This window comes from Geodermatophilus sp. SYSU D00684 (assembly GCF_054050455.1).
Genome location: NZ_JBJGZI010000020.1, coordinates 51,689 through 66,550, shown reverse-complemented (window position 1 = coordinate 66,550; position 14,862 = coordinate 51,689). Strand labels below are relative to the sequence as shown.

Here is a 14,862-nt window from a genome sequence, read left to right as displayed (position 1 = left end):
ACCACCCGCGCTAGACGACCAGGTCGACGACGTCGGCGATCGAGTCGAGGACCCGGCTGGGCCGGAACGGGAAGCGGCCGACGTCCGCGGCGGTGGTCGAGCCGGTGAGCACGAGGATCGTCTCCAGCCCCGCCTCGATGCCGGCGACGACGTCGGTGTCCATCCGGTCGCCGATCATCACCGTGCTCTCCGAGTGCGCGTCGATCCGGTTCATCGCGCTGCGGAACATCATCGGGTTGGGCTTGCCGACGAAGTAGGGCTTGGCGCCGGTCGCCTCGGTGATCATCGCCGCGACCGATCCGGTGGCCGGCAGCGGCCCCTCCGGCGAGGGCCCGGTGACGTCGGGGTTGGTGGCGATGAACCGCGCGCCGGTGCCGATCAGCCGGATCGCCCGGGTGATCGCCTCGAACGAGTAGGTGCGGGTCTCGCCGAGGACGACGAAGTCCGGGTCGGTGTCGGTGAGGGTGTAGCCGGCCTCGTACAGCGCGGTGGTCAGCCCCGCCTCGCCGATGACGTAGGCCGAGCCGCCGGGCAGCTGGGTGGACAGGAAGTCCGCCGTCGCCAGGGCCGAGGTCCAGATCGAGGTCTCGGGCACCTGCAGGCCCGAGCGCGACAGTCGGGCGGACAGGTCGCGCGGGGTGAAGATCGAGTTGTTGGTCAGGACGAGGAAACGGCGGTCCTGGTCCACCAGCCGGGCGAGGAACTCGGCGGCGCCCGGGAGGGCCTGGCCCTCGTGCACGAGGACGCCGTCCATGTCGGTCAGCCAGCACTCCGCGGGGCCGCGCTCGATGGTCACCGCGTCAGACTGCCGCATCGCGCCGGTCGGCCGCGAAACCGGCCAGTGCCTCATCGGTGAGCCGGAACACCGTCCACTCGTCCATCGGGACCGCGCCGGCGGCCCGGTAGAACGCGATCGAGGGCTCGTTCCAGTCGAGCACCGACCACTCCAGCCGGTCGTAGCCGCGCTCGACGCAGGTGGCGGCCAGGGTGCGCAGCAGCTCCCGGCCCAGGCCGCCGCCGCGGTGCCGCGGCTGCACGTAGAGGTCCTCGAGGTAGATCCCGTGCGTGCCGCGCCAGGTGGAGAAGTTGAGGAACCACAGCGCGGTCCCGACGACGGCGCCCTTGCGCTCGGCCACGTGCCCGAACAGCGCGGGCGAGTCGCCGAACAGGGCGGTGTGCAGCTGCTCCTCGGTCAGCCGCACCTCGTGCGCCGCCTTCTCGTACTCGGCGAGCTCGCGCACCAGGCCGACCACGGCCGGGACGTCGTCGGGACGGATCGGGCGGACGGTCACGTGAGCACCTCACGGAGGCGGGCCGGCACCAGCCGGGCGAGGGGGGACAGCAGGGGGACCAGGACCGGCGCCAGCAGGTAGCCGTAGGCGAGCACGCAGCCGGTGACGACGGGGACGGTGGCGAACCCGACCACCAGCGCGACCGCGGCGGCGACCAGGCCGTAGGGCCGGCCGCTCTTCGGGCTGACCAGCGACCGGAACGAGCGGAACCGGATGGTGCTGACCATGAGCAGCGCGGGGACGGCCACGATGAGCAGCACCCACAGCCGGTCGCGGCCCTGCATCTGGTCGCCGAAGGCGAAGACCGAGGCGAGCACGACGCCGGCCGCGCCGGGGCTGGGCATGCCGGTGAAGTACCGCTTGTCCGCGGTCGGGTCGATGGTGGTGTTGAAGCGGGCCAGGCGGATCGCGGCGCACGCCACCCACAGGAAGCACACGACCCAGCCCAGCGGGTCCCACTCGTCGCGGCCCTCGGAGAACAGCGTGAACGCCAGCAGCGCGGGGGCCAGGCCGAAGGACACCAGGTCGGCCAGCGAGTCGAACTGCAGGCCGAAGGCGCTCACCGCGCCGACCAGCCGGGCGACCGCGCCGTCGGTGATGTCGAACAGCACCGACAGGCCGATGAGCACCGCGGCGAGCGTGTACTGGCCGCGGATGGACACGAGGATGGCGGCGAAGCCGCACATCATGTTGCCCAGGGTGAACAGGCTGGGCAGGGTCGCCAGCGCGCGCCGGCGGCTGCCGCGCACCGACCCGCGGACGAACTCGACCGTGGCCGTGCGCCGGGTGGGGGCCGGCCGCCCCTCTCCCGAGGCGGTACTGGGCACCGTCGGGCCCCTCAGCCCGCGGCGGGCCAGCGGGCGATGACGGTCTCCCCGCCGCGCACCCGCTGCCCCTTCCGCACGGTGAGCGTGCACCCGGCCGGGACGAAGACGTCCATCCGCGAGCCGAACTTCATCAGGCCGAACCGCTCGCCGGTGGCCAGCCGCTGGCCGACGCCGGTGCGCGTGACGATGCGGCGCGCCAGCACGCCGACCAGCTGCCGGAAGACGACGGTGCGCTCGCCGTCCGGGTGGTCCTCGCGCAGCCACAGCTCGCTGCGCTCGTTGCGGTGCGCCGACTCGGCGCGGTAGGCGGCCAGGAAGCTGCCCTTGCGGTAGGAGCTCTCCACCACCTCGCCGCGGTAGGGCGAGCGGTTGACGTGCACGTCGACCACCGAGAGGAACACGCTGACCTGCTGCCAGCCGCCCTCGGGCGCGGGCTCGGGCGCCACGCCCTCCTGCGGCTCGCCGGCGACCATCACCATGCCGTCGGCGGGGGAGAGGACGACGTCGGCCGGCGGTTCCTCGCGGTCGCAGGCGCGCTCGGGGTCCCGGAAGAACAGCACCATGTAGGCCGACAGGGCGAGGAACGGCCACGCGGCGAGCCGCGCCCAGCGGCGCCCGCGGGCCGCGCCGGCAGCGGCCAGCAGCGCGGCCGGGGCCAGGGGTCCGGTGATGAAGGGCCACCCGGCCCGGTCGATGCGCATCGAGGTCCGACGGTACCGGGGGCGGTCGCGCGGCCCGCCCACCCGCCGGGGAGGCCGGTGGGCGGGTCGCGGCGTCAGCTCGCGGGGGTCGCCACGTTGACCAGCCAGCGGATCCCGAACCGGTCGGTGACCTGGCCGAAGGTGTCGCCCCACATCTGCTTCTCGAGCGGGACGTCGACCCGGCCGCCGTCGGCGAGCTGCTCGAACCAGCGGGTCAGCGTCTCCGCGTCGTCCCCGGACAGCGAGACCGACACCTTGTCCGGCCCGCCGGCGTCGGGGTCGTGGCCGTCGGAGGCCATGAGCTCCAGGCCGTGCTCGGTGCGCAGGAAGGCGTGCATGACGCCGTCGGCGGGGAACCGGTCGCCGCCCCCGCCGACGTCGCCGAAGGTCATGACGTCGAGGTGCCCGCCGAAGACGGACCGGTAGAGCTCCATCGCCTCGCGGGCGTCGCCGGAGAAGTGCAGGTAGGGGTTGAGCCGGACGGCCATCGGGTCTCCTCGGGTCTGGGGTGGCGGGGTGCAGACCGGCGGGTGGGGCGGGACTCATCGGTCCCGGGGACGCCGACGGCCGGTGGGCGAGGTGCCCACCGGCCGTCGGGACGTCGTGCTGCGAGGTCAGGCCGCGGCCTTGGTCTCCCAGAAGATCTTGTCGATCTCGGCGATGTAGTCGAGCAGCTTCTGGCCCTCGGCCGGGTCCATGCTGCCCTTGCCGCCGGCGGCGCCGGCCTGCTTGGTGGCCTTGTTGAACAGCTCGTGCAGCTGCGGGTACTTCTCGAAGTGCGGCGGCTTGAAGTAGTCGGTCCACAGCACCCACAGGTGGTGCTTCACCAGGTCCGAGCGCTGCTCCTTGATGAGCACGCAGCGCTGCTTGAAGACCTCGTCGTCGCTCGCCTGGTACTTCTCCTGGATGGCCTTGACCGACTCGGCCTCGATGCGGGCCTGGGCCGGGTCGTACACGCCGCACGGGAGGTCGCAGTGCGCGGTGGCCTCGACGGCGGAGAACACGCGGCTGAACAGCATGCTTGCTCCTTCGTGTGTCGATCGATCGGGTCGTCTGCGACCCTACTCGCGGTGATCAGCCCCCGTCCCGCCGAGCGGCCGTTCCCACCGCTGCCCGCGGTGTGGGTGCTCGCGCGGGTCACCGGCCCCTCCATGACGCCGACCGTCCGGCACGGTGACCGGCTGCTGGTGCGCCGGCTGCGCCGCGGCCGGGCCCGGGTGGGCGACGTCGTGCTGGCCCGCTTCCCGGCCCGCCCGGACCTGCTGGTGGTCAAGCGGGTGCACCGGCTGCTCGACGGCGGCGCCGTCGACGTCCGCGGGGACAACCCGCTGGTGACCGACGACAGCCGGGCCTACGGGCCCGCGGTCGCCGTCGGCCGGGTCGTCCTCCGGATGCACCCGCGCCCCGGCCGGCTGGCCGCGGCCCCCGCGCTCTAGGGCCGCCGTCTACGCACCGGCGCGCTGCTGGGCGTACCAGGCGCGGCACTCCTCCATCGTCGGCAGGATGCCCTGCTCGCGGGCCTGCGCCAGGGTGGGCGCGGCCCGGTCCTTGTCCGAGAGCCGGACCTCGACGTCGTCCGGCCACGGCAGGCCGAGCTCGGGGTCCATCGGCGAGACGCCGAACTCGCGGCCGGGGGAGTAGCCCGAGGAGACCAGGTAGGTGACCGACGAGCCGTCCTCCAGGGAGAGGAAGGCGTGGCCGAGGCCCTCGGCGAGGAAGACCGCACGCGGCTTCTCCGCTTCCAGCAGGACGGCGTCGGAGACGCCGAAGGTGGGCGAGCCCACCCGGATGTCGACGACGACGTCGAGCACCCGCCCGGCCGGGCAGTACACGTACTTGGCCTGCCCCGGCGGCACCAGCGCGAAGTGCACGCCGCGCAGCACGCCGCGCGCCGAGACGCTGTGGTTGGCCTGGGCCAGCGGCAGCGCCCACCCGGTGGCCCCGGCGAGCACGTCGGCGCGGTACCACTCGGTGAACCGGCCCCGGTCGTCCCCGTGCGCCACCAGGTCGAGGACGTAGCTGTCCGGGACGGCGAGTTCTCGGATCTCCACGGCCGCACGGTAGCGAGCCCGGTGCCGCGCGTGCGGGGTCGGCGGCCCGGCGACGGAGGTCACACCACTACCCTGTCGAGGCCATGAGCGCAGCGACGGGCTCCGCCGGGGACAGTGCCGACCGCTTCAGCGGGGACGCGGCGTTCGCCGTCCACGAGGGCGGCAAGCTCGCGGTACGGCCCACCCGGCCGATCGAGACCCGCGAGGACCTCGCGCTCACCTACACCCCGGGTGTGGCCCGCGTGTCCAGCGCGATCGCCGCCGAGCCCGCGCTCGCCCGCCGGTTCACCTGGGCCCCGCGGGTGGTCGCCGTCGTCTCCGACGGCACCGCCGTCCTGGGCCTGGGCGACATCGGCCCGGCCGCGGCGCTCCCGGTGATGGAGGGCAAGGCCTGCCTGTTCAGCGAGTTCGCCGGGCTGTCGGCGGTGCCGATCGTGCTGTCGACCACCGACGTCGACGAGATCGTCGCGGCCGTCGTCGCGATCGCACCGTCGTTCGGCGGGATCAACCTCGAGGACATCAGCGCCCCGCGCTGCTTCGAGATCGAGGACCGGCTGCGCGAGCGGCTCGACGTCCCGGTCATGCACGACGACCAGCACGGGACGGCGATCGTCGTCCTCGCCGCGCTGCGCAACGCGGCGCGGGTCACCGGCCGCACGCTGGGCGACCTGCGGGTGGTGGTGGCCGGCGCCGGGGCGGCGGGCATCGCGTGCACCAGGATCCTGCTCGAGGGGGGGGTGGGCGACATCGCCGTCGCCGACTCGCGCGGGGTGCTGCACGCCGGCCGCGAGGACCTCACGCCGGTCAAGCGCTGGGTCGCCGAGAACACCAACCGGGCCGGGTACGCGGGCACGATGACCGGCGCGCTCGAGGGCGCCGACGTCTACCTCGGCCTGTCCGGCGGCTCGGTGCCGGAGGCGGCGATCGCGTCGATGGCGGCGGACTGCATCGTGTTCTCGCTGGCCAACCCGACGCCCGAGGTCGACCCGGACATGGCCGCGCGGTACGCCGCCGTCGTCGCCACCGGGCGCAGCGACCTGCCCAACCAGATCAACAACGTGCTGGCGTTCCCCGGCGTGTTCCGCGGCGCCATCGACGCCGGCGCCACGGCGATCACCGAGGAGATGAAGCTGGCCGCCGCCGAGGCGATCGCCGGCGTCGTCGGCGACGACCTGGCGCCGGGCCACGTCGTCCCCAGCCCGCTGGACCGGCGGGTGGCCACCGCGGTCGCCGAGGCCGTGTCCGCCTGCGCCCGCGAGCAGGGCGTCACCCGCTGAGCGCCGCCCGGCGCGGCCGGTAGACCAGGTCGAGGACGCCGGCGAGCAGCCGCTCGGCCACCGGGCGGGGGAGCGCCGCCACCAGGGCGTGCACCGGCGCCATCCGCTCGGGCAGCCGCCCGCCGCCGACGCCGGCGACCTCCAGCAGCGCGTCGACCTCGGCCACGGTGAGCGCGGCCGGGTCGATCGTCGCGGCGGCCGCGACCAGGTCCGGGTCGGCCACCGGCGGGGGCAGCGCCGCGGCCGCGCGGGCGGCGTCGGCGAGGTCGGTGAGCAGGCCGTCCACCCGGCCGGCGGTCGCGCCGGTGACGGTGAGGTGCAGCGTGGCCGGCAGGTCCGCGCCGCCGGGCTGGGCGAACGGCGGCTGGGGCTGCAGCAGCCAGCCCCGGGCGGTGGCCTCGTCGGCGAGGTTGAGCACGTCGACGCCGTCCGGGCCGTCCTGCGCCAGCGCGACCAGCGTGGCCACCGGCGTCCCGACCACCCGCAGGCCGGGGATCGCCGCCGCGCCCTGGGCGAGCGCGACCGTGGCCGCCCGCGTGGCCCGCGCCAGCTCGGCGTACCCGTCCCGGCCCAGCCACCGGTGCACCGCCCAGGCGGCGGCCATCGGCCCGGCCGGGCGGGTGCCGGCGAGCGTCGGGTTGACCACCGGGTAGCCGGGCCAGCCGGCGGTGCTGAACCAGTGCCCCTGCCGCAGCTCGGGCTCCGCGGTGAGCAGCACGGAGACGCCCTTGGGCGCGTAGCCGTACTTGTGCAGGTCCACCGACAGCGAGGTCGCGCCGGGCACCGACAGGTCGAAGGGCTCGGGGACGTCGTCGAGGAAGGGCAGCACCCAGCCGCCGATGCAGGCGTCCACGTGGCAGGGCACGCCCGCGGCGGCGGCCAGCGCGGCCACCTCACCGACCGGGTCGAGCACGCCGTGCGGATAGGACGGCGCGCTGACGACGACCAGCGCGGTCCGGGCGTCCAGAGCGGCTGCCACCGCGGAGGGCAGCGCGCGGCAGGTGACCGGGTCGACGGCGGCGTCGGCGACCTCGAGGTCGAACAGGTGCGCGGCCTTGCGGAACGCGGCGTGCGCGGTGACCGGGAGCAGCAGCCGGGGTCGCCCGGTGCCGCCGCGTGCGCGCCACCGCTCGCGGGCGGCCAGCACCGCCAGCAGGCAGCTCTCGGTGCCACCGCTGGTGACCGTGCCGACCGTCGCCGGGCCGCCGCCGAGCAGGTCGGCCGCCGCGCCCACCAGGTCGTCCTCGATGCGGGCGACGCTGGGGAAGGCGGTCGGGTCCAGCGCGTTGGTCCACTGGAAGGCGGCCTGCGCGGCGGCGGCGAGGTCCTCGACGCCGGCCAGCCCGGAGTCGTAGACGTAGGCCATCGTCGAGCCCCCGTGGGTGGGCACGTCGCCGGCCTGCAGCGCGGTGAGCTCGGCCAGCACCTCCTGCGGCGTCACGCGGGGACCTCCTGGGGCCGGGCGGGGGCGGGGTCGAGCCGGTAGCGGGCCAGCACCGGCAGGCCGGCGAGCACGAACAGCGCCGGGACGACGGTGAAACCCAGCCGGACGGCGAGCACCGCGCCGCCGGACTGGACGGCGTCGCCGCCGGTGGAGGAGACGTAGCCGGCCGCGGCCAGCAGCAGCCCGAGCAGGCCCGGCCCGACGGCGAGGCCGAGCGTCTCGGCCGCCGTCCACACGCCGGTGAACACGCCGGCCCGCCGCCGCCCGGACGCGGCCTCGTCGGCGGCGACGACGTCGGGCAGCATCGCCAGCGGGAACATCTGCATGCCGGCGTAGCCGACGCCGACCAGTACCACGAGCGCGACCGCGACGCCGATGCCGCCCGGGCCGACCAGCGCGAGCGCCCCGGCCCCGGCCGCGAACAGCGTCGAGGACACCAGCAGCCCGGTCCGCTTGCCCAGCCGCCGGCTGACCCGCAGCCACAGCGGCATGACGAGGATCGCCGGGCCGACCAGCGCGGCGAACAGCAGAGAGCCGGCCGCGGCGTCGCCGAGCACGTGCTCGGAGTAGTAGGGGACGCCGGCGAGCATCACGCCGATCCCCAGCGCCTGGACGACGAAGCCGGTGAGCAGCACCCGGAACGGCCGGGACCGCCAGGCGACGACGAGCGTGGCGCCCAGCCGCCCCTCGCTCCCGACGCGGGTGAGGGTGGGCGCCCGCCGCGTGCCGGCGACCGCGCCGAGCATCCCGGCGGCCAGCAGCACCGCGACGAACACCGCCATCGCGAGGTGCCCGGCGCGCCCGCCGCCGGCCAGGTCGACCACCGCGGGCGCGCCCGCGCCGGCGAGCAGGATGCCCAGCGCCAGCGCGGCCACCCGCCAGGACATGAGCGTCGACCGCTCGCCGGGGTCGTCGGTGATCTCGGCCGGCTGGGCCACGTAGGGCACCTGGAAGCAGCCGTAGGCGGTCGCCGCGAGCAGGAAGGTCACCGCCACCCACGCCGCGGCCGCCGCCGGAGGGGCGCCGGGGCCGGCGAACACCAGGACGAACAACGGCGGCAGGGCGAGCCCGCCGGCCAGCATCCACGGCCGGCGCGGCCCCCAGCGGCCCGTCGTCCGGTCCGAGCGGCTGCCGATCCACGGGTTGAGCAGTACGTCCCAGGCCTTGGGCGCGAACACCACCAGCCCGGCCAGCCCGGCGGCGACGCCGAGCTCGTCGGTCAGGTAGTGGAGCAGCAGCAGGCCGGGCACCGTGCCGAAGGCCGCCGTCCCGATCGAGCCGAGGGCGTACCCGAGGTGGGTCCCCCGGGACAGGCGCGGTGCGACGGCGGTCACAGCGGGGCACCGTAGCCGCCGTCGGCGCGGCGCGGTCTCGGAACCCTCCGCGCTGTCCACCGATGAGGGGTGTCCACCGATGAGGGAGGAGCCGCCGCGGGTCCTCCCCGTGTGGCCCCGCGACGGCGCCGGGCCCCGCGCGCTCCGGAGGCGACCATGGACCCCGACCCGGGCACCGCTCCCGCTCCCGAGGCCCGCGCGGCGGCGCTGCGCACCCTCGACCGGCTGGTCGGCACCTGGACCGCCTCGGGCCCCGGCGGCCCGCGCGGAGAGGTCCGCTACGAGTGGATGGACGGCGGCAACTGGCTGGTCCAGCACGTGGACCTGCGCGGCGACGACCCCACCCGCGGGGTGGAGTACATCGGCTGGGACGAGGGCGCCGGCGAGCTGCGGTCGCACTTCTCCGGCGCCGGGGGGAACTGCTCGGGTACACCTACCGGCTCGAGGGCGACGTCCTCCGGATCTGGTTCGGCGGCACCGGCTCCCCGGCCCGCTACGAGGGGCGGTTCAGCCCCGACGGCACGGTCAACGAGGGCGCGTGGCGGTGGCCCGGCGGCGGCTACGGGTCCACGATGACGCGGGGCGGCTGACCTCAGCCCAGCACGGTCTCCGCGCAGTCCCCGAGGTCCTCCGGGGATGTCGCCGCGGGGCAGTCCAGCCGCAGCCAGTCGCCGGTGCCGAACCGGTCGCGGCTGCCGTCGACGAACACCTCGAGGCCGGGGACGCCGGGCCGGGCGCGGTACCAGCCGGTCACCGGGTCCCCCTCGGTGGTGGGACGGGTGACCTCCAGCTCCGCCCCGCCGGTGGTGCCGCCGGCGGCCAGGCACGCCAGGACGTCCGCGGCGACCCGCTCGCCCTGGCCGAGGTCCTGCCCCGGGCAGGCCGGCAGCACGTCACGGCCGGTGAACGCCTGCGGGATCCTGGCCTCCGGGGTACCGGCGGGCGGCGTGCACCCGGCGCACGCCAGGGCCACGAGCAGCGCGCCGACGCGGGTCACGCGCCGAGCATGGCGCGCGGGGGTCTCGGCGCGGTCTCAGCCGCCGAGGCTGACCAGGTCGGCCAGGTAGGGGTCCAGTGCCTCGCGGGCGCCGGTGTTGGCGTAGACGAACCACACCGCGACGCCGAGGAACAGCGGCGCCAGCACCGCCTTCTCCAGCGTCGTCCCGGTGCGCATCGGGGTGAGCGCGAGCCGGCGGCGCTTGGCCAGCCACAGCACCGGCAGCGGCACGCCCTGCCTGGTGATCAGGTCGCCCGCGATGTGCGTGAGGACGCCCAGCCCGACCGCGTACGGCAGCCACGTGGGCTGCGGTGTGTGGGCCAGCAGCAGCCAGGCGCCGCCGAAGGAGAGCAGCAGGTTGCCGACGACGGTGTTCTCCGCCCGGCCGGGGATGACGAAGTGCAGCGCCCGCAGCGCCAGCCCGATCCCCAGCGCCATGACCAGGAGGCTGGACCAGAACAGGGTGGCCGCGGCCAGCGCCAGCGCGCCGAAGGCCAGCGGCGCGAGCACGGCGTCGTGGGTGCCCCAGCGGTGCCCGCCGGCCAGCCGGCCGATCGCGCCGGAGGGCACGTCGGTCACCGGCCCCCACATGTCCGAGACCGTGGAGCCGGTGTGGTCGAGGTCGGGCAGCATGGCGAACCCGCCGGCGGCGGCGACCCACGCGACCTGGGCGACGGTGCCCTCGACGGGCGCCCAGGGCAGGGTCGCCGCGCCGGTCGCGAGTCCGGAGAGGGCGTGCGAGTGACCGAGCACGGACACAGCGTGCCGTCGTCCGCGGCCCGGCCGGTGCAGGCGCGCTCCGGAGACGACGAGATCGGCGATCTCGCGTGTTCCAGGTGGCCGGAACGGGCGAGATCGCCGATCTCGTCGGTCAGTCGGTCAGTCGAGGTCCTCGACGTCGTCGGTGCCGCCGCGCGCCAGCCACGTGGCCAGCCGCTCGATCGGCACCTCGAAGTCGGGGTGCTGGTCGACGAAGGCCTGCAGCTGGTCGGCCAGCCAGGCGAGGGTCACCTGCTCCTCGCCCCGCCGGTCGGCCAGCTCCTCCAGGCCGCGATCGGTGAAGTACACGGTCAGCCGGCGAACGCCTGCGCGACGAGCTCCTTCTGCTCCACCTCGTGCACCTTGGCCGAACCGACGGCCGGGCTGGCCGAGGCCTTCCGGCTGACCCGCCGCAGCGTCCGACCGCCGAGGTGCTCTGGCAGGTTGAGCGCCATGAACGACCAGGCACCCATGTTCGCCGGCTCCTCCTGCACCCAGACCAGGTCCTGCGCGTTCGGGTAGCGGCCGACCGCCTCGGCGATCTGCTCGGCCGGCAGCGGGTAGAGCTGCTCGACCCGCAGGATCGCGGTGTCCGCGCGGCCCTCGTTCTCCCGCTGCGCGAGCAGGTCGTAGGCGACCTTGCCGCTGCACAGCAGCACCCGGCGCACCGCGGCGTCGTCGAGCGGCTCGCCGCCGACGCCCGGGTCGCCGAGCACCGGGCGGAAGCCCTCGTCGGTGAAGTCCGCGACCGGGCTGACCGCCGCCTTGGCCCGCAGCAGCGACTTCGGCGTGAACACGACCAGCGGCCGGTGCACGTCGGAGAGCGCCTGCCGGCGCAGCAGGTGGAAGTAGTTGCCCGGCGTCGAGCAGTTGGCGACGGTCATGTTGTTCTCGGCGCACAGCTGCAGGAACCGCTCGATGCGGCCGCTGGAGTGGTCCGGGCCCTGACCCTCGAGGCCGTGCGGCAGCAGCATGGTCACGCCGGAGCGCTGCCCCCACTTGGCCTCGCCGGAGGAGATGAACTCGTCGATGACCATCTGCGCGCCGTCGACGAAGTCGCCGAACTGCGCCTCCCAGAGGACCAGCGCCCTGGGGTTGGCCACCGAGTAGCCGTACTCGAAGCCCAGCGCCGCGTACTCGGACAGCAGCGAGTCGTAGACGAAGAACTTCGCCTGGTCCTCGGCCAGGTGCGCCAGCGGCGTGTACTCGGCGGCGGTCTCCCGGTCGATGAGCACCGAGTGGCGCTGCACGAACGTGCCGCGGCGGGAGTCCTGACCGGCCAGCCGCACCGGCACGCCCTGCATGAGCAGCGACCCGAAGGCCAGCAGCTCGCCCATCGCCCAGTCGATGCCGCCCTCGCTCACCATCGCCGCGCGCCGCTCGAGCAGCCGCTTGAGCTTCGGGTGCGGGGTGAAGTTCGGCGGCAGCGAGACGTGCGCGTCGCCGATCGCCTTCATCACCTCGGGGGTGATGGCGGTGGCGACGGCCGAGACCTGCTGGGCCGGCTGGTCCATGACCGGCTGCGGCTTCGGGGTCTCGGTGGCGTCGTGGGTCTCGGCGAAGGCCCGCTCCAGCTGGTCGCGGTAGTCCTTCAGGGCCTCCTCGGCCTCGGCCAGCGTGATGTCGCCGCGGCCGACCAGTGCCTCGGTGTACAGCTTCCGGACCGAGCGCTTGCGGTCGATGATGTCGTACATCAGCGGCTGGGTCATCGACGGGTCGTCGCCCTCGTTGTGCCCGCGGCGGCGGTAGCAGACCAGGTCGATGACGACGTCCTTCCTGAACGCCTGCCGGTACTCGACGGCCAGCCGGGCCACGCGCACGCACGCCTCGGGGTCGTCGCCGTTGACGTGGAAGACCGGCGCGTTGACCATCCGCGCGACGTCGGTCGAGTAGAGGCTCGAGCGGGCCGCGGCCGGGCTGGTGGTGAAGCCGACCTGGTTGTTGATGACCACGTGCACGGTGCCGCCGGTGCGGTAGCCGCGCAGCTGGGACAGGTTCAGCGTCTCCTGGACGACGCCCTGGCCGGCGAACGCGGAGTCGCCGTGCAGCAGGACCGGCAGGACGGTGAAGCCCTGCTCGCCCTTGTCGATCATGTCCTGCTTGGCGCGGGTGATGCCCTCGAGGACCGGGTTGACCGTCTCCAGGTGCGAGGGGTTGCTGGCCAGCGAGACGGCGATCTCGGCACCCGGCTTGAACGGGTTCTCGAAGGTGCCCTCGGCGCCGAGGTGGTACTTGACGTCGCCCGAGCCCTGGACCGTGCCGGGGTCGATGTTGCCCTCGAACTCGCCGAAGATCTTCGAGTAGCTCTTGCCCAGGACGTTGGCCAGGACGTTGAGCCGGCCGCGGTGGGCCATGCCGATCGCGACCTCGTCGAGGCCGTGGTCGGTGCCGGCGATGAGGACCTCGTCGAGGATCGGGATGACCGACTCGCCGCCCTCGAGGCTGAACCGCTTCTGGCCGACGTACTTGGTCTGCAGGAAGGTCTCGAACGCCTCAGCGGCGTTGAGCCGGCCGAGGATGTGCTTCTGCTTCTCCCGGTCGGGCTGCTCGGCCTTGAGCTCGATGCGCTTCTGCAGCCACTCGCGCTCCTCGGGGTCGGTGATGTGCATGTACTCCACGCCGACGGTGCGGCAGTAGGAGTTGCGCAGCACGCCGAGGATGTCGCGCAGCGGCATGACCTTCTCGCCGACGAACCCGCCGACGGGGAAGGGCCGGTCGAGGTCCCACAGCGTGAGGCCGTGCTGGAGGATGTCCAGGTCGGGGTGGCTGCGGACCTTGAACTCGAGCGGGTCGGTGTCGGCCATGAGGTGGCCGTTGCGCCGGTAGGACTCGATGACCTCGATGACCCGGGCTTCCTTGTCGATCTGCCCCTCGCGGCTCACCCGCACGTCCGGCATCCAGCGCACCGGCTCGTAGGGGAGGCGCAGGGACCGGAAGACCTCGTCGTAGAAGCCGTCCTCGCCGAGCAGCAGCTGGTGCAGCCGGCGCAGGAAGTCGCCGGACTCGGCGCCCTGGATGATCCGGTGGTCGTAGGTCGAGGTCAACGTGATGATCTTCGAGACGCCGAGCTCGGTCAGCGCCTCGGGGCTCATCCCCTGGAACTCGGCCGGGTACTCCATCGCGCCGACGCCGATGATCGCGCCCTGGCCGGCGGTCAGCCGCGGCACCGAGTGGACCGTGCCGATCGTGCCCGGGTTGGTCAGGCTGATCGTGGTGCCGGAGAAGTCCTCGAGGGTCAGCTTGCCGGCGCGGGCGCGGCGGATGACGTCCTCGTAGGCGCCCCAGAACTGGGCGAAGTCCATCTCCTCGGCGGCCTTGATCGAGGCGACGACGAGCGAGCGGGAGCCGTCGGCCTTGGGCAGGTCGATGGCCAGGCCGAAGTTGACGTGCTCGGGCTGCACCAGGGTCGGCTTGCCGTCGACCTCGGCGAAGGCCGCGTTCATGTTCGGGAAGTCGTCCAGCGCCCGGACCAGCGCGTAGCCGATCAGGTGGGTGAACGAGACCTTCCCGCCGCGCGAGCGCTTCAGGTGGTTGTTGATGACGATGCGGTTGTCGGCCAGCAGCTTGGCCGGCACCGCGCGCACGCTCGTCGCCGTCGGCACGGTGAGCGAGGCGTTCATGTTCTTGACGACGCTGGCGGCGGCGCCGCGCAGCGGCGTGCGCTTCGGGCCGTCGCCGGCGGGGCCCGCGGCAGGCTTCGCGGCGGCCGGGGCCGGCTTCGCCGGGGCGGGCGCGGCCTTGGCCGTCTGGTCGGCTCGGTCGGCGGCCTGGTCGACCACGGTGGCCTCCGTGCGCTCGGGGACCGGGGTGGAGCGCGCCGGTGCCGGGGACGGCGCCGCGGGCGCGGCGGCTGCGGGGGCCGAGGCGGCGGCGTCGGCCGCGGCCGGGCGCGCGGGGGAGGCCGCCGCGGCGGCGGGCTCGGGCTGCGCGGCGGCGCCGTTGCCGGCGGCCGGCGCCTGCTCACGGTCGTCGCTCGCGGCGACCGGGCTGCCCGGCCGGTAGTCGGCGAAGAACTCGTGCCAGGCCTGGTCCACGCTGGACGGGTCGGCGAGGTACTGCTGGTACATCTCCTCGACCAGCCACTCGTTGGTGCCGAAGCCCGCCACCGCGGAGGAGGACGAGGTGGTGGACGGCCGGGATGAGTTGTCGCGTGACACGGGGCGAGTGCCTTCTTCGTCGT

General features: G+C 74.5%; 15 protein-coding genes. 2 read left to right on the top strand and 13 right to left on the bottom strand.

Features of this window, described 5'->3' with window-relative positions:
- Positions 1-10 precede the first annotated feature (10 nt).
- From ACI79L_RS15685 to sodN, 6 genes are all read right to left on the bottom strand, one after another.
- Positions 11-796, bottom strand: coding sequence for an HAD-IIA family hydrolase (locus ACI79L_RS15685; protein WP_387990193.1), 786 nt, complete (start codon positions 794-796; stop codon positions 11-13).
- A 4-nt stretch (positions 797-800) separates the two neighbouring features.
- Positions 801-1,292, bottom strand: a complete 492-nt coding sequence (locus ACI79L_RS15680; RefSeq protein WP_456937687.1) for an N-acetyltransferase family protein — start codon at positions 1,290-1,292, stop codon at positions 801-803.
- Positions 1,289-2,119: a CDP-diacylglycerol--serine O-phosphatidyltransferase gene (gene pssA, locus ACI79L_RS15675; protein ID WP_456929291.1), complete on the bottom strand. Its 831-nt coding sequence runs from the start codon at positions 2,117-2,119 to the stop codon at positions 1,289-1,291. The genes ACI79L_RS15680 and pssA overlap by 4 nt, the downstream gene beginning before the upstream one ends.
- A gap of 11 nt (positions 2,120-2,130) precedes the next feature.
- A complete protein-coding gene (locus ACI79L_RS15670) occupies positions 2,131-2,820 on the bottom strand; it encodes a phosphatidylserine decarboxylase (RefSeq protein ID WP_456937686.1) in 690 nt (229 codons plus the stop codon).
- A gap of 74 nt (positions 2,821-2,894) precedes the next feature.
- Positions 2,895-3,308: a VOC family protein gene (locus ACI79L_RS15665; RefSeq protein WP_456937685.1), complete on the bottom strand. Its 414-nt coding sequence runs from the start codon at positions 3,306-3,308 to the stop codon at positions 2,895-2,897.
- A gap of 126 nt (positions 3,309-3,434) precedes the next feature.
- Complete coding sequence (gene sodN, locus ACI79L_RS15660) at positions 3,435-3,839, bottom strand: superoxide dismutase, Ni (protein ID WP_456929294.1); 405 nt, start codon at positions 3,837-3,839, stop codon at positions 3,435-3,437.
- Between the two features lie 51 nt (positions 3,840-3,890).
- Between sodN and ACI79L_RS15655 the strand changes: the two genes are divergently transcribed.
- A complete protein-coding gene (locus tag ACI79L_RS15655; RefSeq protein ID WP_456937684.1) occupies positions 3,891-4,256 on the top strand; it encodes a S24 family peptidase in 366 nt (121 codons plus the stop codon).
- A 9-nt stretch (positions 4,257-4,265) separates the two neighbouring features.
- Here ACI79L_RS15655 and ACI79L_RS15650 read toward each other — a convergent pair whose 3' ends face one another.
- Positions 4,266-4,871, bottom strand: a complete 606-nt coding sequence (locus ACI79L_RS15650) for a dTDP-4-dehydrorhamnose 3,5-epimerase family protein (RefSeq protein ID WP_456937683.1) — start codon at positions 4,869-4,871, stop codon at positions 4,266-4,268.
- An 83-nt stretch (positions 4,872-4,954) separates the two neighbouring features.
- Between ACI79L_RS15650 and ACI79L_RS15645 the strand changes: the two genes are divergently transcribed.
- Positions 4,955-6,148 (top strand): NAD(P)-dependent malic enzyme, encoded by a 1,194-nt coding sequence (locus tag ACI79L_RS15645; RefSeq protein WP_456937682.1) that lies wholly within the window; start codon positions 4,955-4,957, stop codon positions 6,146-6,148.
- Here the strand turns inward: ACI79L_RS15645 and ACI79L_RS15640 are convergent.
- The 6 genes from ACI79L_RS15640 to ACI79L_RS15615 all read right to left on the bottom strand — a co-directional run bounded on the left by ACI79L_RS15640 (position 6,138) and on the right by ACI79L_RS15615 (position 14,788).
- A complete protein-coding gene (locus tag ACI79L_RS15640; protein ID WP_456937681.1) occupies positions 6,138-7,589 on the bottom strand; it encodes a pyridoxal phosphate-dependent decarboxylase family protein in 1,452 nt (483 codons plus the stop codon). The two genes, ACI79L_RS15645 and ACI79L_RS15640, sit on opposite strands and share 11 nt — an antisense overlap.
- On the bottom strand, positions 7,586-8,926 hold the full coding sequence (locus ACI79L_RS15635; RefSeq protein WP_456937680.1) for an MFS transporter: 1,341 nt from the start codon (positions 8,924-8,926) through the stop codon (positions 7,586-7,588). The genes ACI79L_RS15640 and ACI79L_RS15635 overlap by 4 nt, the downstream gene beginning before the upstream one ends.
- Before the next feature lie 592 nt (positions 8,927-9,518).
- The gene (locus tag ACI79L_RS15630; RefSeq protein ID WP_456937679.1) at positions 9,519-9,923 is read right to left on the bottom strand and encodes a hypothetical protein; all 405 of its coding nucleotides are present in this window, start codon (positions 9,921-9,923) and stop codon (positions 9,519-9,521) included.
- Between the two features lie 36 nt (positions 9,924-9,959).
- The gene (locus ACI79L_RS15625; RefSeq protein ID WP_456937678.1) at positions 9,960-10,676 is read right to left on the bottom strand and encodes a metal-dependent hydrolase; all 717 of its coding nucleotides are present in this window, start codon (positions 10,674-10,676) and stop codon (positions 9,960-9,962) included.
- A gap of 126 nt (positions 10,677-10,802) precedes the next feature.
- Positions 10,803-10,991, bottom strand: coding sequence for a DUF6104 family protein (locus ACI79L_RS15620; protein WP_456937677.1), 189 nt, complete (start codon positions 10,989-10,991; stop codon positions 10,803-10,805).
- 2 nt (positions 10,992-10,993) lie between these two features.
- Positions 10,994-14,788 carry a multifunctional oxoglutarate decarboxylase/oxoglutarate dehydrogenase thiamine pyrophosphate-binding subunit/dihydrolipoyllysine-residue succinyltransferase subunit gene (locus tag ACI79L_RS15615; RefSeq protein ID WP_456937676.1) on the bottom strand — a complete coding sequence of 1,265 codons (3,795 nt, stop codon included), beginning with the start codon at positions 14,786-14,788 and terminating at the stop codon, positions 10,994-10,996.
- Between the last annotated feature and the right edge of the window lie 74 nt (positions 14,789-14,862).

What these genes read in the sequence shown, in the direction of transcription:
- ACI79L_RS15670 (WP_456937686.1), bottom strand. Translation starts at nt 2,820, where the DNA reads ATGCGCATCGACCGGGCCGGGTGGCCCTTCATCACCGGACCCCTGGCC.
- ACI79L_RS15665 (WP_456937685.1), bottom strand. Translation starts at nt 3,308, where the DNA reads ATGGCCGTCCGGCTCAACCCCTACCTGCACTTCTCCGGCGACGCCCGC.
- sodN (WP_456929294.1), bottom strand. Translation starts at nt 3,839, where the DNA reads ATGCTGTTCAGCCGCGTGTTCTCCGCCGTCGAGGCCACCGCGCACTGC.
- ACI79L_RS15645 (WP_456937682.1), top strand. Translation starts at nt 4,955, where the DNA reads ATGAGCGCAGCGACGGGCTCCGCCGGGGACAGTGCCGACCGCTTCAGC.